This is a genomic window from Pseudomonas sp. GM30, from assembly GCF_000282275.2.
Classification (GTDB): domain Bacteria; phylum Pseudomonadota; class Gammaproteobacteria; order Pseudomonadales; family Pseudomonadaceae; genus Aquipseudomonas.
This window is the reverse complement of sequence record NZ_AKJP02000011.1, coordinates 477,177-494,139: the sequence shown is the minus strand read 5'-3', so window position 1 is coordinate 494,139 and position 16,963 is coordinate 477,177. Positions and strand designations below refer to the sequence as shown.

The 16,963-nt window shown below is 59.2% G+C and carries 20 protein-coding genes; 10 read left to right on the top strand and 10 right to left on the bottom strand.

The window, feature by feature from the left end; all coding sequences use genetic code 11:
- Positions 1-4 precede the first annotated feature (4 nt).
- From cyoE to PMI25_RS09920, 3 genes are all read left to right on the top strand, one after another.
- The gene (gene cyoE, locus PMI25_RS09930) at positions 5-892 is read left to right on the top strand and encodes a heme o synthase (RefSeq protein ID WP_007968377.1); all 888 of its coding nucleotides are present in this window, start codon (positions 5-7) and stop codon (positions 890-892) included.
- 214 nt (positions 893-1,106) lie between these two features.
- Positions 1,107-1,337, top strand: a complete 231-nt coding sequence (locus tag PMI25_RS09925) for a hypothetical protein (RefSeq protein ID WP_045122026.1) — start codon at positions 1,107-1,109, stop codon at positions 1,335-1,337.
- A complete protein-coding gene (locus PMI25_RS09920; protein ID WP_007968375.1) occupies positions 1,330-1,821 on the top strand; it encodes a RidA family protein in 492 nt (163 codons plus the stop codon). Before PMI25_RS09925 ends, PMI25_RS09920 begins: the two co-directional genes overlap by 8 nt.
- 67 nt (positions 1,822-1,888) lie before the next feature.
- Here PMI25_RS09920 and PMI25_RS09915 read toward each other — a convergent pair whose 3' ends face one another.
- From PMI25_RS09915 to PMI25_RS09905, 3 genes are all read right to left on the bottom strand, one after another.
- The gene (locus PMI25_RS09915; RefSeq protein WP_007968373.1) at positions 1,889-2,590 is read right to left on the bottom strand and encodes a hypothetical protein; all 702 of its coding nucleotides are present in this window, start codon (positions 2,588-2,590) and stop codon (positions 1,889-1,891) included.
- A gap of 158 nt (positions 2,591-2,748) precedes the next feature.
- On the bottom strand, positions 2,749-4,230 hold the full coding sequence (locus PMI25_RS09910) for a sensor histidine kinase (RefSeq protein ID WP_007968371.1): 1,482 nt from the start codon (positions 4,228-4,230) through the stop codon (positions 2,749-2,751).
- On the bottom strand, positions 4,227-4,937 hold the full coding sequence (locus PMI25_RS09905; RefSeq protein WP_007968369.1) for a response regulator transcription factor: 711 nt from the start codon (positions 4,935-4,937) through the stop codon (positions 4,227-4,229). The genes PMI25_RS09910 and PMI25_RS09905 overlap by 4 nt, the downstream gene beginning before the upstream one ends.
- A gap of 151 nt (positions 4,938-5,088) precedes the next feature.
- On the opposite strand from PMI25_RS09905, the gene msrB reads away from it, so the two are divergent.
- From msrB to msrA, 3 genes are read left to right on the top strand one after another with little or no spacing between them, the layout of a single operon-like run.
- Positions 5,089-5,607, top strand: coding sequence for a peptide-methionine (R)-S-oxide reductase MsrB (gene msrB, locus PMI25_RS09900; protein ID WP_024164446.1), 519 nt, complete (start codon positions 5,089-5,091; stop codon positions 5,605-5,607).
- Between the two features lie 43 nt (positions 5,608-5,650).
- A complete protein-coding gene (locus tag PMI25_RS09895) occupies positions 5,651-7,426 on the top strand; it encodes a cytochrome c biogenesis protein DipZ (protein WP_007962172.1) in 1,776 nt (591 codons plus the stop codon).
- A gap of 15 nt (positions 7,427-7,441) precedes the next feature.
- The gene (gene msrA, locus PMI25_RS09890; RefSeq protein ID WP_007962173.1) at positions 7,442-8,146 is read left to right on the top strand and encodes a peptide-methionine (S)-S-oxide reductase MsrA; all 705 of its coding nucleotides are present in this window, start codon (positions 7,442-7,444) and stop codon (positions 8,144-8,146) included.
- Positions 8,147-8,156: 10 nt separating this feature from the next.
- Here msrA and PMI25_RS09885 read toward each other — a convergent pair whose 3' ends face one another.
- Entirely contained in the window at positions 8,157-8,561 is a 405-nt protein-coding gene (locus tag PMI25_RS09885; RefSeq protein ID WP_007962174.1) for a GNAT family N-acetyltransferase, read from the bottom strand.
- 55 nt (positions 8,562-8,616) lie between these two features.
- A complete protein-coding gene (locus PMI25_RS09880) occupies positions 8,617-9,522 on the bottom strand; it encodes a LysR family transcriptional regulator (RefSeq protein WP_007962175.1) in 906 nt (301 codons plus the stop codon).
- Between the two features lie 102 nt (positions 9,523-9,624).
- On the opposite strand from PMI25_RS09880, the gene PMI25_RS09875 reads away from it, so the two are divergent.
- Complete coding sequence (locus PMI25_RS09875; protein ID WP_024164445.1) at positions 9,625-10,797, top strand: aspartate aminotransferase family protein; 1,173 nt, start codon at positions 9,625-9,627, stop codon at positions 10,795-10,797.
- A gap of 237 nt (positions 10,798-11,034) precedes the next feature.
- Here the strand turns inward: PMI25_RS09875 and PMI25_RS09870 are convergent, their stop codons facing one another.
- The 4 genes from PMI25_RS09870 to PMI25_RS09855 form a co-directional block, all read right to left on the bottom strand.
- Complete coding sequence (locus PMI25_RS09870; protein WP_045122032.1) at positions 11,035-11,418, bottom strand: hypothetical protein; 384 nt, start codon at positions 11,416-11,418, stop codon at positions 11,035-11,037.
- A gap of 31 nt (positions 11,419-11,449) precedes the next feature.
- On the bottom strand, positions 11,450-13,369 hold the full coding sequence (locus tag PMI25_RS09865) for an alkaline phosphatase D family protein (RefSeq protein WP_007964406.1): 1,920 nt from the start codon (positions 13,367-13,369) through the stop codon (positions 11,450-11,452).
- Between the two features lie 72 nt (positions 13,370-13,441).
- Complete coding sequence (locus PMI25_RS09860) at positions 13,442-14,173, bottom strand: hypothetical protein (RefSeq protein WP_007964408.1); 732 nt, start codon at positions 14,171-14,173, stop codon at positions 13,442-13,444.
- 96 nt (positions 14,174-14,269) lie between these two features.
- Positions 14,270-14,635 (bottom strand): hypothetical protein, encoded by a 366-nt coding sequence (locus PMI25_RS09855; RefSeq protein WP_007964410.1) that lies wholly within the window; start codon positions 14,633-14,635, stop codon positions 14,270-14,272.
- A 118-nt stretch (positions 14,636-14,753) separates the two neighbouring features.
- Between PMI25_RS09855 and PMI25_RS09850 the strand changes: the two genes are divergently transcribed.
- Positions 14,754-15,503, top strand: coding sequence for a hypothetical protein (locus tag PMI25_RS09850; RefSeq protein WP_007964411.1), 750 nt, complete (start codon positions 14,754-14,756; stop codon positions 15,501-15,503).
- A gap of 24 nt (positions 15,504-15,527) precedes the next feature.
- On the opposite strand, the gene PMI25_RS09845 is transcribed toward PMI25_RS09850, so the two are convergent.
- A complete protein-coding gene (locus PMI25_RS09845) occupies positions 15,528-15,857 on the bottom strand; it encodes a hypothetical protein (RefSeq protein WP_003227952.1) in 330 nt (109 codons plus the stop codon).
- Positions 15,858-16,122: 265 nt separating this feature from the next.
- Between PMI25_RS09845 and PMI25_RS09840 the strand changes: the two genes are divergently transcribed.
- Positions 16,123-16,383, top strand: a complete 261-nt coding sequence (locus PMI25_RS09840; protein WP_007964412.1) for a DUF6429 family protein — start codon at positions 16,123-16,125, stop codon at positions 16,381-16,383.
- A 67-nt stretch (positions 16,384-16,450) separates the two neighbouring features.
- Positions 16,451-16,807: a DUF7079 family protein gene (locus PMI25_RS09835; protein ID WP_007964413.1), complete on the top strand. Its 357-nt coding sequence runs from the start codon at positions 16,451-16,453 to the stop codon at positions 16,805-16,807.
- Positions 16,808-16,963: the final 156 nt, after the last annotated feature.

The following is a 16,963-nucleotide window of genomic DNA, read 5'->3' as shown; positions in this document are numbered from 1 at the left end:
CCCGATGTCGCTCAAGCACTTTATCCAAATCACCAAACCGGGGATCATTTTCGGTAACGTGCTTTCTGTGGCAGGCGGGTTCTTCCTGGCCTCGAAAGGGCATGTAGATCTGGCGGTGTTCCTGGCCGCCATGATCGGCACATCCCTGGTTGTGGCCTCCGGTTGCGTGTTCAACAACTGCATCGACCGCGACATCGACCTGAAGATGGAACGCACTAAAAACCGGGTGCTGGTGCAGGGCTTGATCTCCCTGAAACTGGCCCTGGTCTACGCGACCATCCTGGGTGTTCTCGGCGTTGCCTTGTTGTACAAGGTGGCCAACCCGTTGGCCGCCCTGTTCGCGGTAATCGGCTTCATCATCTACGTCGGCTTCTACAGCCTGTACCTCAAGCGCAAGTCGGTTCACGGCACGCTGGTGGGCAGTCTGTCGGGCGCCATGCCGCCAGTGATCGGTTACGTTGCCGTCACCAACAGCTTCGACATGGCCGCACTGACCCTGCTGGTGATGTTCAGCCTGTGGCAGATGCCGCATTCCTACGCCATCGCGATCTTCCGTTTCAACGACTACCTGGCCGCATCGATTCCGGTGCTGCCCGTCAAGCGCGGAATCGAAGTGGCCAAGAAGCACATCCTGCTCTACATCCTGGCGTTCCTCGTGGCGACCTTGATGCTGACCTTCAGCGGTTACGCCGGCATGGGCTACCTCGCCGTCGCCGCGGCCATGGGCATGTACTGGCTGTACATGGCCTGGACCGGCTACAAGGCGGTGGATGACACGGTCTGGGCACGCAAGCTGTTCGTGTTCTCGATCTTCACCATCACCGCCCTGAGCGTCATGATGTCCCTGGACTTCAAGGTGCCGGCCGAGCTGCTGCTGACGTACGCGCCGTAAGGCTGGATGGCTTCACGAAAAACCCCGCACATTGAGAGATGTGCGGGGTTTTTTGTTGGGCCTGATTTAGGTAACTATCAAAGAATACTTCCAGCACTCAATAATTTCTGCCAGTTGGGAAGGAGCCTTCTCCAAAGAGGGATATCTCCTACCGCCAGAAGATTTTTCTTTCGTTACGATCACTCGACATCTGGTTTTATCGAGGCGCTGATAAATGGCAAAACGCGTTCTGTTTGACGAATTGATGCAAGGAATTCAGGAGATGGCTGCTGCGCGCAGAAAGGCTGGCGCTGCTACGGTGGCGGCAGGTTGCTATCAGTCAGTAAAAGACCTAGATTTGGATCCAACTATGCCGATGATCTACATCGAGTCGAATCCGCGATTTTCATCGGTCTTAACCTGCGATTTTTCATGCATTGATCAAAAGGCTGGGCGAAATGACTGAGAGGATGACCTGCGACGAACGCTTCATTGCCCTGGCACAAGAGCTGAACTACGACATCTATGGCGAGAACACCGCCGGCGGCAATTACGCGCCGCTGATCCGTCATCGCGATGAGTTGTACATCAGCGGCATGGTGCCGCGTACCCACGGCAAGATTCAGTATCCGGGCCGGGTGGGGCTGGAGTTGAGCCTCAAGGATGCCCAGGCTGCCGCGAGCATCAGTGCCATGCGCTGCCTGGCGCTGATCGTCGATGCGGTGGGTTCGCTGGACAAGATCCGGGCGTTGTTGCGGGTCACGGTGTATGTGAAGTCCACTCCGGACTTCGTTGACCTGAGCGAAGTGGCCAACGGTGCATCGGACGTGTTCAGCCATGTGCTCGGTGATGCCGGCCGCCATACCCGCACCACGGTCGGTGTCTATCAGTTGCCGAAGAACGCCGCGATTGAAGTCGACATGATCGCGGCGGTGCAGCCGGAAGTCTGACCGTCACGCCGCCCAACAAAAAGCCCCGCCTGAATCTCAGTGCGGGGCTTTTTCGTCGGCGCCGGATTTACTGCGCGGCGATGCTGTAACCATCGAACGCGGTCTGCTGTTGCAGGGCGGTGATGATGTTCTTGCGGTTGATCGCGTGTTCGGTGCCGGCGTTGTCGATGAAGGTTTCGCCTTCCAACTCGGCTTCTTCGCCTTCACCGACGAAGGTGAAACCGAGGAACTCCAGCGCTTCACGGTCAACGTTCATACGCGAACGCGGGGTGCGCAGCGGCAGGGTCACGCTGCTGCCGTCCTTGCTGATGGTGAAGATTTCCAGTTCTTTCTTCTTGGCGGCCTTGCTCTTGCCGCCGCTCGGGTTGCTGATCGCCTGATGGGTCTGGTTCAGCACTTTGAGCGCGAGGCCGTAGACGATTTCCTGAAACGCCGGATCGTCCTTGAAGCAGGACAGGATGCGGCCGATCGAGAACTTGCTGCTCAGGTCTTCAAGGGCGGCGAGGTCGGCGGCTTCGGCGTCTTTCAGCGCCTTGAGCTGGCCCATCAGCTCGTAGGCCTTGTCGTCATCGAAGCTGTCGTGCGCTTGGCGGATCGCGGCGCGCAGCTCGCGGATCTGGTCGCTTTCGCGGGTCGACTGGAACGCGTCCAGCACCATCTCGCTGATGATTTTGGCTTGTGGAAGGTGTTGTGAAAGATTGATGGAGTTTTCGTATTCCGCTTTGGACGATTCGGTGACTACGGATTCAGCGGTGTTGAAATCGGACATTGAAATTTCACTACTTTTTTAACTTGAGTGGAAACGAGAAAGCGCGAGGTCTTTTTCAGGCCGGTTAATTTAGGGGAGCGGGGCGGCGTTGTCACGGAACAACAGTCCGGTGGTGCGGATTATTTGTCCGGCGTGTTCAGGTTCATCGAGCGCACCATTCACTGTTCGGCGGTTTGCTGATCGGTCGGCAGCGTGAAGCGGAAAGTCGCCCCGCGCCCGGCGACATCGATCAACTGAATCTCACGCCCGTGCAGTTGCAGAATACGGTGGACGATGCGCAGCCCCAATCCACCGTCACGTCGCGCCCCACCAATATTGAACGGACGCAGGAACAGGCCTTCGCGCAACTCGGGAGCGATGCCGGGGCCGGTGTCGCTGACCGTGACTTCGACCAAGGCGCCCAGGGGTTTCAAATCCAGCTCGATTTCACCGCCCGCAGGCGTGTGGCGCAAGGCATTGTCCACCAAGTTGGTCAGTACCCTTTCGATCAAGCCAAGGTCGGCGCAGACCGTCGGCAGGTTCGGACCGAAGCTGGCCTTGAGTTCGACGTGGCGTGCTTCGGCGGCCAGTTCGAATTTCTGGAAAATGTCTTGCAGCAAGTCGATCAGGGAAAAGCGTTCCAGCACCGGCTGCACAAAACCGTGTTCCAGGCGCACCAGTTCCAGCAGCGATTGGGCCAGCCCGCCGACCTTGCGACTTTGATCCAGAGCGATGCCCAGATAACGCCGGCGTTCTTCGGCGGTGAGCGTAGCGTCCTTGAGTGACAGGGTTTCCAGATAACCGTGCAGCGAGGCCAGCGGTGTGCGCAGGTCGTGAGAAATGTTCGCCACCAGTTCGCGTCGCTCCTGATCCTGGCGGGTCAATGAGCGCCACTGCTCACCGAGGCGTTTTTGCATTTGGCGGAAGGCGCCATCAAGCACGGCGATCTCATCCGGGTCAGCGCTTTTATCCACAGCTGCTGACGGAGCGGGCAGAGGTTGCGGCGTGCCATCAATGTCGAAGCGGCTGACGGTTTCGGTCAATCGGCGCAAGGGTCGGGTAATCAGGTTGAACGCCGTGAGACCCGCGATCAGGCACAACAGCGCCACCAGCCCGATCGACAGCAACGCCGTATTGAGTGCGGCACTGGTCGCGCCCCGTTCAGCGAAGCGATCGTGTTCTTCGCTGAGCAACACCACGTAGAGATAACCGGCAGGCTTGCCATTGACCCGTAACGGCGCGGCACTGAAGACCTTGCGCCCGTCGACGCTGCGCGGGTCATCGCCGAGGATCGGCAGCGGCTGGTCATTGAGCAGGCGGCGGATCGGCGCCAGATCGACGGTCTCCCGGCGCAGATGTCCTTCCGGCGCCGCATTGCCGACAATCCGCCCCTCGCTGTCGAGCAGGTACACCTCGACACTCGGGTTGACCAGCATCAGCTTGCTGAACAGTTCGCGCACGGCGCCGGGCATCAGGCCATTGCTGTCCATCAGCACCGTGTCATGGGCGATGTGCTGTGCCAGGTCCCGCGACAGGCCTTGCACCACTTCCAGTTCATGCATCTTGCTGGAGCGCACCTGCAGCCATGCCGAGGTACCGCAGCACACCAGCAGCAACACGGCGAACACGACGGACAGGCGCTGCGACAGGGTCAGTTTCATGGTTGTTCCGTACCGAATTTATAGCCACGGCCCCACACGGTGAGGATGCGGGTCGGTTGCGCCGGGTCGGTCTCGATCTTCGCCCGCAGGCGATTGATGTGCGTGTTCACCGTGTGCTCGTAGCCTTCGTGGCTGTAACCCCATACCGCGTTGAGCAGGTCCATGCGCGAGAACACCTTGCCCGGTTGGCGGGCGAAGAAATACAGCAGGTCGAACTCCCGTGGAGTGAGGTCCAGGCGTGCGCCATTGAGAGCGACGTCGCGGGTGATCGGGTCGATGCTCAGGCCGTCGAGGCTGAGGCTGCCGGCGTCCATCTTCAGATTGCGCGCCATGGCGTCAACCCGGCGCAGCAAGGCTTTGACCCGGGCCACCAGTTCCAGCATCGAAAACGGTTTGGCGAGGTAGTCGTCGGCCCCCAGTTCCAGCCCCAGGATGCGGTGCAATTCGCTGGAGCGGGCGCTGGTGATGATGATCGGCGTGTAGCGCGCCATCGCCCGGGCGCGGCGGCAGATTTCCAGGCCGTCGACGCCCGGTAACATCAGGTCGAGGATCAATGCATCCCACTGTCCCTGTTGCAACAGGCGCATGCCTTCGTCGCCGTCGGCGCAATGCACGACATCGTAATGCTCATCGCGCAGGTGCAGGCAAATCAGGTCAGCAATGTGTTGGTCATCCTCGACCACGAGGATGCGTCTGGTTAATTCCATCAAGCTCAATCCTTCGGCGCAGTGAGCGCATTGTGCGGGTTTTCCTCGGGGCGAGTTATCACGAATTCGTTAACTTCCCGTGAGGATTTGGCGATCAACCCAAGCCTAGGCTGTGTTCCATGACAGGCACCTGGAATTTTAGGAGACGGCCATGTTTTCACGGCGACAGATACTTGTAGCAAGCGGCGGGCTGGGGGTTGCAGCCCTGGTGGCGGGTGTATTGCCAAAATTGTCCCCGGGCACCGCACTGATCGAACAAGCCCATGCCGATGAGGTTTTCGAGGTGAGCCACAGCGACGGCGAATGGCACTCGCTACTCTCTGATGAGCAGTACGCCATCCTTCGTGAAGAAAGCACCGAACGCGCCTATAGCAGCCCGCTCAACGACGAGCACCGGAACGGCACATTTGCCTGCGCGGGCTGCGACCTGGCGCTGTTTGCGTCGGCGACCAAGTTCGACAGCCATACCGGCTGGCCGAGTTTCTGGGCGCCGCTGGAACACGCGGTGGCCACACGTCAGGACCGCTCCTTCGGCATGTCGCGTAACGAAGTGCACTGCCGGAGGTGCGGCGGGCATATGGGGCATGTATTCGACGACGGCCCGAAACCCACCGGCCTGCGTTATTGCATGAATGGTCTGGCGATGACGTTCAAACCCGTGGCGGCATGAGCCATGGCTATTTTTCGATTTTCACTTTCTACAGGACGACACCATGTGGCTCTTGGTTCTCGCTTATCTGGGCGGTGTGCTGACGATCGTCAGTCCGTGCATCCTGCCTGTTCTGCCTTTTGTCTTCGCTCGCACCGGGCAGCCGTTTATCAAGAGTGGCTTGCCGCTATTGGCCGGGATGGCGCTGACCTTCGCCCTCGTCGCCACACTGGCAGCGGTGGGCGGCGGTTGGGTGGTGCAAGTCAATCAGTACGGTCGCTGGCTCGCGTTGCTGTTCGTTGCACTGTTCGGGTTGACGCTGCTGCTGCCGCGTCTTGCCGAGCGCCTGATGCGGCCGCTGGTGTCGGCCGGCAGTCGGCTGTCCGAAGCCGCCGGCCAGGACAATCGTCCGCGTCCCGGCGCCTCGTTTCTGATCGGCGTCGCCACGGGGCTGCTGTGGGCGCCGTGCGCCGGGCCCATCCTAGGTTTGATTCTGACCGGCGCCGCGCTGCAAGGGGCAAGCATCGCCACCACGCTGTTGTTGCTCGCCTACGCGGCGGGCGCCGCGACTTCACTGGCGGCGGCACTGCTGCTGGGCGGTAAGGTCTTTGCCTTGATGAAGCGCTCGATCGGCACCGGTGAGTGGATCCGCCGCGGCCTGGGGGCAGCGATGCTCGCCGGTGTCGCAGCGATTGCCCTGGGCCTCGATACCGGGTTGCTGGCGCGGTTGTCGACGGCATCCACTGGCGGGATTGAGCAGGCCTTGGTGGGCAAGCTTTCCGGCAAATCCCCGGCGGGCAACGGCACAATGATGGCGCAGATTCCTGCGGCCGGCGGGGCGATGAAAGTTGCCGACAAGGCGCCGGGAACACTGCCGGTCGAAGGCCAGTTGCCGCCGCTCACTGGCGCCGTGCAATGGCTCAATTCGCCAGCGCTGGACGCCCAGGCACTCAAGGGCAAAGTGGTGCTGGTGGATTTCTGGACCTACTCCTGCATCAACTGCCTGCGCACCCTGCCGTATGTCAAAGCCTGGGCCGAAAAGTACCGCGATCAGGGCATGGTGGTGATCGGCGTGCACGCCCCGGAATTCGCCTTCGAACGTGATGTAGGCAACGTTACCAAAGCCATGAAGGAACTGGGCATCAACTACCCGGTGGCCATCGATAACGACTACAAGATCTGGCGCGCTTTCAACAACGAATACTGGCCGGCGCATTATTTTGCCGATGCGCAGGGGCGGATTCGTTACCACCACTTTGGCGAAGGGGACTACGCCGAATCGGAACGGGTCATACAGCAGTTGCTGCGTGAGGCCGGGGCGAAAACTGTCGCCGATGGCCTGATCAATGCCGATGCCCAAGGCGTGCAACAGGCGCCGGACATGAATCAGGTGCTGTCACCGGAAACCTATGTCGGCTACCAGCGTGCGGAACATTTCGTACCGGAAACCAGCCTGGTGCCTGACAAGGTCGCGACCTATAACCCACCCGCTAACCTGACCCTGAATGACTGGAGCCTCGGCGGCCAGTGGGCCGTCGGTGCCGAGCGCGCCACCGCCAGTGCGCCGGCCAGTCGCATCGTCTACCGCTTCCATGCCCGCGATCTGCATCTGGTGCTGGGCCCGGGCGCGGATGGCAAACCGGTGCGTTTCAAAGTGTCGATTGACGGTCAGGCGCCGGGTGAAGCCCACGGCGTGGATGTCGCCCCGGACGGTAGCGGCCGCGTGACCGAGCAGCGCCTGTATCAACTGGTGCGGCAAACCGATGCGGTGAAGGATCGCACCTTCACCATTGAGTTTCTTGACCCGGGCGTATCGGCCTACGCCTTTACCTTCGGCTGATCGGGAGTGCGCAACATGAAAGTTCAAAACAACTGGCGCCGTGTGTTGCTCGGCGTCGCCATGGCGGGTGTGATTGGTCAGTGCTCGGCGTTCTCCTTTGGTGCCGAAGACGCAGTGGTCATCCCGCCACCGACTCTCGACGAAAACACTCAGGCCCACAGTGAAACCGCGGTGTTCGCCGGTGGTTGTTTCTGGGGCGTGCAAGGGGTTTTCCAGCACGTCAAAGGCGTGCAGAAAGCCGTCTCCGGTTATGCCGGCGGTGCGGCGGACACGGCGCAATATGAGCGGGTCAGCGACGGCGATACCGGTCATGCCGAATCGGTGCAAGTCACCTTCGATCCGACACAGGTCAGCTACGGCAGCCTGCTGCAGATCTACTTCTCGGTGGCCCACAACCCGACCGAACTCAACCGCCAAGGCCCCGACAGCGGCACGCAATATCGTTCAGCACTGTTCCCGACCAACGCCGATCAACAACGGGTGGCCCAGGCCTACATCGCCCAACTCGACGCGGCGCATGCCTACAAGAAACCGATCGTTACGAAACTGGAAACCTACAATGGCTTCTACCCGGCGGAGGACTATCACCAGGATTTCCTCACCGAACATCCGAGCTATCCGTACATCGTGATCAACGACATGCCCAAGGTCGCGCAGTTGAAGCAGTTGTTTGCGCAGCGTTATCAGGAGAAACCGGTGTTGGTGAAAAGCGGGAGTTGATTCTCACGTGTTACTTGAGCCTTGGGCGCTCCATGGCAATCACCGATGTTTCAAACCCCAAACTGGCAAAAAATGCCTCCGCACCTTCGCGCCCGGCGCGCAGTACCCAAGTGATCTCGGGGTTGTCCCCCATGACATGCTCGACCAGTGCGCGCCCGACACCGGCGCGCCGATGCTGGCTATCAACCACGACCATCGACAGATAACCGTTGGACAAACCATCGGTGATGCCTCGGGCGAAACCGATGATCTGCTCGCCGCTCAGCGCGAGCGCAGTGCGTTGCGAGTTTTCGAGCAGTTGAGCGAAATAGTCGCTGGAGCTTGTTCGGTGTCCCCAGCCATGTTGCCCTAGAAACAGGCGAACTGGCTCTACTTCGGCAGGCAACAGATCGCGTACGGTGTGGTTGGTTTTCATCGAGTGGCAGCATCCTTGTCGGCAATCACCGGAGCATAGTCAATCGCAGTCCAAATCAGGATCTGCCCCAGGTTTTCATCGCAAACTCGACGAAGCGCCGTAGCTTGGGCAAACGATAACGGTCCGGGGCGTAGAGCAAATGCAAAGGTCGGCTCGGCGGCTGGTAATCGGGGATCACCGTTACCAGTTTGCCGTCGCACAGGTCCTGTTCCACCAGCGCATCCGGCAGCATGACGATGCCCATGCCGGTGCGCGCTGCCTGATGCAGGCCGGCGGAGGTGTTCATCAGCATCGGGCCGCTGACATCCACCAGAATTTCGCCATCCGGGCCGCTGAGGCGCCAGCGTTTTTCCACCGATTGCCAATCGTCGCCGGCAGGGTAGGCGAACGACAGGCAGTCGTGTTGCTGCAAGTCTTGCGGGGTGATCGGCATGCCACGCCGGGCGACGTAGGCCGGCGAGGCGCACACGGTGAGGGTGTAGTCGATCAGCGGTCGGGCGATCAGGTTCGACTGCTCGAAATGCCCCAGCCTGAATGCCACGTCGAGACCGCTTTCCAGCAGATCCGGACGGCGGTTGGTCAGCACCACATCCATTTTCACCTGCGGGTATTGCAGGGAAAACTCGCTGAGCGCCGGGGCCAGGCGTTCGACGCCAAAAGTCAGTGGCGCGGTGATACGCAGCAAGCCGCGCGGCTCGTCGAGGGCCTGTTCGGCGAGGCGTTCGGAGTCGGCCACCAGGCCTAAAACATCCAGACAGCGCTGGTAGTAGACACTGCCAAATTCGGTCAGCCGCTGGCGGCGGGTGGTGCGCTGCAACAATTGCACGCCGAGCCGTTGCTCCAGTGCGCGCAGGTGATTTCCGACCATGGTCGTGGACATTTCGCACTGCAACGCAGCTGCCGTCATGCTCCCGGCTTCCACCACTTTCACGTAGACGCTCATTGCCTGCAACAGGTCCATTATCAAGCTCGGCTTTTAAATGAAAGAAGTTTTGCCGAGTTTATCCAGTTTTGGTGGCTAACCATACTGCCAACACACCGACCTTCACTGGAGTTTGAAGTCATGACCGCCGCCCTGATGAACACCTACCAACCGTTGGCCCTGAGCTTCACCAGAGGCTTGGGCACGCGCCTGTGGGATCAGGCCGGTCGGGAATATCTGGATGCTGTCGCCGGAGTCGCGGTGACCAATGTCGGGCACTCGCACCCACGGATCGTCGCGGCCATCAGTGAGCAGGCCGGAATGCTGCTGCACACCTCCAACCTGTACAGCATCGACTGGCAACAACAGCTGGCGCAGAAACTCACGCAGCTGTCGGGAATGGAGCGGGCGTTCTTCAACAACTCCGGCGCCGAGGCCAATGAAACAGCACTGAAACTGGCGCGCTTGTACGGCTGGAGCAAAGGTATTGAACAGCCGCTGGTGGTGGTCATGGCCAACGCATTTCATGGCCGCACGCTGGGCACGTTGTCGGCGAGTGATGGCCCGGCGGTGCGCCTGGGCTTCAATGATCTGCCGGGGGATTTCGTCAAAGTGCCCTTCGGTGATCTGGCTGCACTGGATCAAGTGCAGCAAAAGCATGGCGAGCGCATCGTGGCGATTCTGGTCGAGCCGATCCAGGGCGAAAGCGGCGTGCAACTGGCGCCGCCCGGCTACCTCAAAGCCCTGCGCGAACTGTGCAATCGGCACGCCTGGCTGTTGATGCTCGACGAGATCCAGACCGGCATCGGCCGCACCGGCCAGTGGTTCGCGTTCCAGCATGAAGGCATCGTGCCGGACGTCATGACCCTGGCCAAAGGCCTCGGCAATGGCGTGCCGATCGGCGCCTGTCTGGCGCGGGGCAGAGCGGCGGACCTGTTCACCCCCGGCAGCCATGGCAGTACGTTCGGCGGTAATCCGCTGGCCTGCCGGGTCGGCTGCACGGTGCTGGACATCATCGAAGAACAGGGCTTGCTGGAAAATGTCCGGGTGCAGGGTGAACGCCTGTTGACCCGCCTGTGCGCCGAACTGGCAGACAACCCCAATGTGCTGGCGGTTCGTGGGCAGGGCTTGATGATTGGTATCGAGCTGAAACAGCCGATTCGCGATCTCACGCTGATTGCGGCGCGGGATCATGGATTGCTGATCAACGTCACACGCGGCAAGACGATACGGCTGCTGCCGCCGCTGACGATTGATGAGCGGGAGGTGGGGATGATTGTCAGAGGTGTGGGACTGGCGGTCTCAACTGACTGAGAGGCACGAAATTGAACGAAGAGGCGTCCGTATTTGCACGAATTCCATTGTGCATTTCTGCGATAGATCTCAGCAGCCTTCTAGCATTGGCCGGGGAGCTTAAAAGGTAAGTCGTTGTATCGATTTCTAAAGGGTCTGGCTTTCTTTTTCGCATGGCTCTGCTTCCTGTGTAAGGGAAGCAGAGTATGAATCAGCGATTCCAGAGATGTTTCCTTAAAAACTGTAGTCCCCTTCCGACTACTTTGACGTCTTAAATCCGCTGTATTTGTCAGGAAGTTCGGCGCCTGTTAGCAGGCAGTCGAAAACAAGCTCCGGATCTACCTGGCACCAATATACAAACCTCAACTCTTCCAAATTGACCAGTGTCGACTGGGCGTTGACCAGAAAACGAGGCTCCTGCCATTGCTGGGCAATTACAGCAAGGGCCTGAGGCCCGCGTACGATCCATGTCGCACATCCACCAGCAATGCTTGGCAGATAACCATTGTGGAGTAGTAGGCGCAGGGCAGCCTCCAGGGTTTCAATCTCTTGCAGGTTGATCCAGCGCGCATGGGGAGCCTCGCAATCATCGCCGGCATGTACGCTGTCGCGGGTGATAAGTAATCGCGAAGGTATCGTCATTGCAATCTCACTGTGGGCAAAAGAGGCCATATCAATCAGGATAATCCCCCAACTCCGGCGCCAGCATCCGCGTCTTCACCGCCCCGTTCGAATTGTGCTGAATGATCTCGCTCGGCTGCCCCTGCGCATTGAAAAACACTTGCCCGATCCCCGCCGAATTCCACAGCCGCTCACCCGCTTCAGCATGTTCCGGGGTGTACGGCACGATGCGCATGCGTCGGCGTTTGGTGAACCAGTTCAACGGCGAGCGCGGTGAATAGAGCCAGCGGTTGAGGCGGTCGAACCATTCCAGCAGGGTTTTCGGGAACTCGTTCTTGATCCCGCTGCTGGTGATCTGCCAGATCCGTGGCCCGGCCTTGCGGTGTCGGATAAGTACTTCGTAGACGAAGGAGTAATGCACATCGCCCGACAGCACCACGTAGTTTCCGGGTGTGCGGGTGTGTCGGAAAATGTTCAGGATCACCTGCGCCGCACCGCGATGAGCCATCCAGTTTTCGGCGTCGACCAGCAGCGGATAGCCGCACCAGCTGAAAACCTTCTGCACGGTTTCGATCAGCTTCACGCCGAAGATCGGCGCAGGGGAAACGATGATCGCTGACGGATGATCAAGCAGGTCCTGCTGCAGTTCGCTCAGCGCTTCCCAGTCCAGCAAACCGGAGGGTTGCTTGAGCGCCATCTCGCTGCGCCAACGACGGGTGCGAGTGTCGAGCACCACCAGCGCGGGGCTGCTCGGCAGCACGAAATGCCAATGCTGAAAGCGCAGCAAGTCGTCGATCAGCGCGTCCTGCACCGGGCTGTCGAGATAACGATCATCACCGCTGGCGCTCAGGCGTCGAGTGTTCTCCAGCAGATCCTTGAACGCGTCCGGATTGTTGCCCCAGCCCTGGCACAACATATAGGCGATCAGCGCGTTGCCGATGATGCGTTTGGAGAACGGGTGGCCGTAGGCGGTTTCCTCCCATTGCGCGGAAAGATTCCAGTCATCGGTGATGTCATGATCATCGAAAATCATCAGGCTCGGCAGATGCGCCAAGGCTCGGGCGACGTTGCCCAAACCGGCCTTGAAGCCATCAATGCGGGTTTGCTCCAAGGCGTAGCGCTTCAAGCGTTCAGGCGTCAGTGACGGAACAGCAGGATTGATCAGCGTCCAGGCAACCGGCGACCACACCAGCAAATACATCGCCATCACTTCGGCAAACGTGACCAGATGGTTGTCAGCGCTGCTGCTGGTGAAAATCGGCTTACGCGCACCGCCGAAAAATCGCTCGCGCAAAGTCTCGTTGCTCTCTAGCGCCGGTAACAAATCCGCGCGGTGGTAGTAACTGGCCGGGTGTTCGTAGAGTTTGGCGCTGTCGCTGACCACGGCTCCATCGAGGTGTTCGTCGAACAGGCCGAGGCGCGCGATCAAGCTGTGTATTGCCCGCAGCATCGGGCCGGCGACGTCGTCGGCGTAGATTTGGTCGCCGCTCATCATCAACAGGGCCGGGCGTTGTTGCGGGTCGGTTTCTGTCGCCAGCAACTGATCGACGCAGAGCAGACCGTCTGCCGCCGGATGATGGGGCTTGCGGCAGGAACCGTGCAGCAACTGATCAATCCGTGAGCACACGACGAGGTTCGGAGAGCGGGCATTGCCGTACAGCAGGTGCGGCGCCCACTCCGCGATGGGTGTCTGGCCGTCGATCAGCAGGTCATAGTCGATGCGCGTGTCGCAGGGCAGGGCGCTGTCGAGCGCAACGTCAATCAAATGGACGAACGCATGACGGCCTACAGGAATGACCGTGCATTTCCCGGCATCGAGAGGAATGTCTCCTACACCCTGCAAGCGCAGGCTCAGCGACAGTTCGCGGGTGCCGACCAGCCACAACACCACGCGCGTTGGTTCCAGCCGACGCAGCAGCGGGCCGGCCAGGACGGGAGGCAGCGGGTTCAGGTCAGCAGGTATCGGGGACATTCGGTGGCGAAGCTCAAGGCGCACAGGCTGGCGATGATAGCGCAGCCAGCGCCTTGAACCCTTAAACGAGGCTTAAGAATCGGCCTTCTGCAGCTTCAGCGCCAGCAAGCGCCATTCGGCGGACGCGGGTTGCTCCTGCACCGAGCAGTCGAAGCGATAAGTGACGTCATCGCCGTTCATGTTGCGCGCGGTGACCTTGTTACTGAGGGTGTAGACCTGATCCTTGAAGCGCTTGGTGATAATGGCAGAACTGTCGGCGAAGCGCTCCGACGCGGGGAAGCGCAGCGTGCCGGTGACCAGCGTGCCGCACATGACATACGCGAGCATCGATTTATCGCTGTCGGCATTTTGCCCAAGCTTGTCGCGCAGCGCGGTGAGCGCTTTACGGCCCTGCGCGTCGCTCTGATCGAGGACGGTTTTTTCCGATATCGATTTCGGTGCCCGGCTGGCGTAATTCGGCAGCAGTGCGGAATCCGGCGGGGAAGGTTGGTTATCCGGCTCGATCGCGGCAAAGCCCGGCGCGTTCTCCAGCACCGCGGACGTTGAATCCGTCTCGGCTTCGGGCAACAGACTGGTGGTGACATCGCTTTGTGTGATCACGTCTTCGATTGGCGCCTTTTCGGATTTATGCGCCGACGGGAACAGCGACAGGAGGATCGACAGCACCACCAGACCAACGATAAAACCGCCCGCCGCGCCAACGATGTTGCCGTAAAACAGATTCCAGCTGCCGCGGTTTTTCACCACCCAGCGCCACATGAAACCCCAGGCGGCGATAAATGCCAGAAAACTCAGAAACGCCATTCGATCCTTTCCTTAATTTCGAAAGCTGAAATCAACGCACACCGAAGTGAGCGCTGACGAAGGGCGCCAAGATAACAAAACAGTGACGCCGCTCGATCATGTGTTGGGGAAAAAATTCACAGCAAGCACCAGCAGTGCCACCATGCCGGCGGCAAAGCCACACACCGCGCCCAGCAATTGACGTGCAATCGGATGTTCGGGTTGATGGCGATTGGCAATCCACAACCACACCCCCGCCAGAACGCCCGCGCTTGTGGTGAACACCACCAGACTGCGATCCAGGTTAGGTGTCGCCATCGATGTACCAATGACTGCGTTGTAAATCAGCGTGAACACAATGCCAGTGACCACGCTACTTCCTGCGCCAGCAAGGTTGCCAAGTAGCAAGTTCCACTCACCCCGTTGCTTGACCACCCACAACCAGGTTCCGGCCATTACTGACAAGCACAACAAAGCATCCATTGGTTTATTCCCGAGTGCGCGATAACAGAGGCAGTGACAGGCCTCCAGCGAAAGTGGACGGCAAGATATCAAAATAGTAGCTTCGCGCCACTTTCTTGATTCCTGTAATGGACTACTCATGCCAAAAGCCGCTTCTGTTCTGCGCTTGCTCTGTGCAATCACCTGCGCCGCTGTCATTACCCCGGCATTCGCCGAGTGGAAGGAGCCCCCGGAAAGCAGCTGGCAGTATTACCTCGCCAACTGCAAGCGAATGCAGGAAAAAATCGCCGACGTCCAGAGCGGTCGCGTACCCAGCGCCTATGAGGTGATCGGCGATCTGGAGAACAGCCTGCGGAGCATGAACCAGCGCCGCTCGAACCTGACGCCCCAATACCTCGGCTCCCGCGAGTTCGCGCAATGCGAAAACGTCGCCGCCCAGGCCGAGGCAACCATTGCTCAAGGCAATGCCGAGTTCGCCGCCAGAATGAACCAGTCAGCCGAACAAGGCCGCATCGCCCACCAGAACTCCCCCGAATACAAACGCGCCCGTTCACTGGGCTACAGCGACGTCGGCGACATCTCCTTCCTCAAACTCCACGAAGACATGGACGGCGAAGCCCGCCTGAAAACCATGCTGATCACCGTCGATGAAATCTGCGGCCAATACTTCCGCGCCACGCAATACGTGAAGCCGTATGTGATCTACACCGTTCGGCCTTCGGATGGTGGTTGTGGCGAGGAAAAACGCGTGGCCATCGTCGGTGGCCGGTCGGTGGAGAAGGGCGATTACATCGATGAGCGCGGCGAGTTTCAGTATGTGGGCTGGAAGAAGCTTGTGGGGGCGGATGGGTTTCCCACGGATATTCGGGTGTTGAAGGCGCGGCGCTGAAAGGTCAGCCCGTGAAGCATCTGATCAGAGAATGTCTTTCAGATAACCCTTGAGCGCGAGGAGCGGCTGATCAAGCTGCTCCAGCGACTGCGCCTGACGGAAATCGGCTGACAGCTTGTGCAGCTCACGTCCCAGCGGTTTCTCGACACCGCCCAAGGCGTCCATCGCCAACCCCAGGCACTCATTCATCTTGAACTGGATCGTTTGGATATCCCCGCGTCGCACCAGCAATTCGAACACGTCTTTTTGGTAATCACCCATGACCATGTCATCCCGCAGAATCGGGCTCAGGCCTTCTTCCTCGTAAGCGAGTTTGAGGGAGAACAGGGCGACGGTTTCCAGTGACGTTTCCATGGTTGGCCTTGGAGGTCCTTAAGCATGAGTCTTGAAAGTCGGTACGACCAGCGATAGCCGCAACGGGGCGGCAGACCAGCTGCGGGCGGACGTGATTATACTGAGTGGACGCATCAGATGCAGTCCCGAGGCAACACAGGTTGCACTGACAGCGCCGGAATATTCAATGACCTAAGCTACAGAGCGGGTTTCTCAGGACGGTCGATGAGTATGAGGTGCCACACAAACTCAACATTAATTCAGACACATGAGCGGAGCGACGATCATGGAATACGATGAAAAGTTGATTGAAGAGGCTGTGCTTGCCCTGTTGGCCGCGTTCAGTTCCGACGACGGCAATGCATGGAAAGGCTTCGATTTTGAAGTCATGAACCGATTGCATGAGCAGGGTTTCATCAGTAATCCGGTAAACAGGAACAAATCGATCTGGTTGACGGAGGAGGGGCAGGAACGAGGTCGTCAGATAGCTGAGCGTTTGTTTGGGGAAGGTGTTCAAGCCCAGCGTGCGCCTGACCCGGATATCTGAGGTTCTGGTTTGGCTAATCAATTGATTTGGGCCACACCAGTGCAACGCAACTGGAGGAGTTTTTCCGTTGGAGCATTTTCTGACTGAGCCACAACTGACAAAAGTGAGAACTGCTCTTTCTGAGCCATTCAACGATTTTCCCGTCGAATATGACTATGTGGCGAATCAGGTAAGAGGTGTCACCCCTGAAACCCTTTACGAAATTCTCTATTCAGAGGTTGCGCCGGTGTGCTTTACCAATCTCGTTGCAGCTGTGCCTCCGATTTGGACTGGGTTCGACCCCGACAAACTCAGACAGTCGATAGAAAAAAGGCTGGCAGCCAGAGAGCGCAACTGGTTTCGTAGGCAGTTCGATAAAGTGCTGGTTCGTTGGCTGAAATACAACTACGCCTACATCTGGAAGGAAATCGCCAGTAGGCTTTGAGCCCAAGCGTTCATTGGTCCAAGTGACTATGACAAGCACTCAGTTGTGGCACAACCTGCAATACGTTCAACCGATGCGGCCAGTCACCCATTACCACGGCATGGCGCCAAAGTCATAGCTGCTGATTCTCTTGCATATTGCTGTGATTAATTGCCC

What these genes read in the sequence shown, in the direction of transcription:
- PMI25_RS09885 (WP_007962174.1), bottom strand. Translation starts at nt 8,561, where the DNA reads ATGAAAACCAACCACACCGTACGCGATCTGTTGCCTGCCGAAGTAGAG.
- PMI25_RS09850 (WP_007964411.1), top strand. Translation starts at nt 14,754, where the DNA reads ATGCCAAAAGCCGCTTCTGTTCTGCGCTTGCTCTGTGCAATCACCTGC.
- PMI25_RS09845 (WP_003227952.1), bottom strand. Translation starts at nt 15,857, where the DNA reads ATGGAAACGTCACTGGAAACCGTCGCCCTGTTCTCCCTCAAACTCGCT.
- PMI25_RS09915 (WP_007968373.1), bottom strand. Translation starts at nt 2,590, where the DNA reads ATGTCCGATTTCAACACCGCTGAATCCGTAGTCACCGAATCGTCCAAA.
- PMI25_RS09910 (WP_007968371.1), bottom strand. Translation starts at nt 4,230, where the DNA reads ATGAAACTGACCCTGTCGCAGCGCCTGTCCGTCGTGTTCGCCGTGTTG.
- PMI25_RS09880 (WP_007962175.1), bottom strand. Translation starts at nt 9,522, where the DNA reads ATGGACCTGTTGCAGGCAATGAGCGTCTACGTGAAAGTGGTGGAAGCC.
- PMI25_RS09905 (WP_007968369.1), bottom strand. Translation starts at nt 4,937, where the DNA reads ATGGAATTAACCAGACGCATCCTCGTGGTCGAGGATGACCAACACATT.
- PMI25_RS09875 (WP_024164445.1), top strand. Translation starts at nt 9,625, where the DNA reads ATGACCGCCGCCCTGATGAACACCTACCAACCGTTGGCCCTGAGCTTC.
- cyoE (WP_007968377.1), top strand. Translation starts at nt 5, where the DNA reads ATGTCGCTCAAGCACTTTATCCAAATCACCAAACCGGGGATCATTTTC.
- msrB (WP_024164446.1), top strand. Translation starts at nt 5,089, where the DNA reads ATGTTTTCACGGCGACAGATACTTGTAGCAAGCGGCGGGCTGGGGGTT.
- PMI25_RS09895 (WP_007962172.1), top strand. Translation starts at nt 5,651, where the DNA reads ATGTGGCTCTTGGTTCTCGCTTATCTGGGCGGTGTGCTGACGATCGTC.
- PMI25_RS09865 (WP_007964406.1), bottom strand. Translation starts at nt 13,369, where the DNA reads ATGTCCCCGATACCTGCTGACCTGAACCCGCTGCCTCCCGTCCTGGCC.
- PMI25_RS09925 (WP_045122026.1), top strand. Translation starts at nt 1,107, where the DNA reads ATGGCAAAACGCGTTCTGTTTGACGAATTGATGCAAGGAATTCAGGAG.
- PMI25_RS09860 (WP_007964408.1), bottom strand. Translation starts at nt 14,173, where the DNA reads ATGGCGTTTCTGAGTTTTCTGGCATTTATCGCCGCCTGGGGTTTCATG.
- msrA (WP_007962173.1), top strand. Translation starts at nt 7,442, where the DNA reads ATGAAAGTTCAAAACAACTGGCGCCGTGTGTTGCTCGGCGTCGCCATG.
- PMI25_RS09870 (WP_045122032.1), bottom strand. Translation starts at nt 11,418, where the DNA reads ATGACGATACCTTCGCGATTACTTATCACCCGCGACAGCGTACATGCC.
- PMI25_RS09840 (WP_007964412.1), top strand. Translation starts at nt 16,123, where the DNA reads ATGGAATACGATGAAAAGTTGATTGAAGAGGCTGTGCTTGCCCTGTTG.
- PMI25_RS09920 (WP_007968375.1), top strand. Translation starts at nt 1,330, where the DNA reads ATGACTGAGAGGATGACCTGCGACGAACGCTTCATTGCCCTGGCACAA.
- PMI25_RS09855 (WP_007964410.1), bottom strand. Translation starts at nt 14,635, where the DNA reads ATGGATGCTTTGTTGTGCTTGTCAGTAATGGCCGGAACCTGGTTGTGG.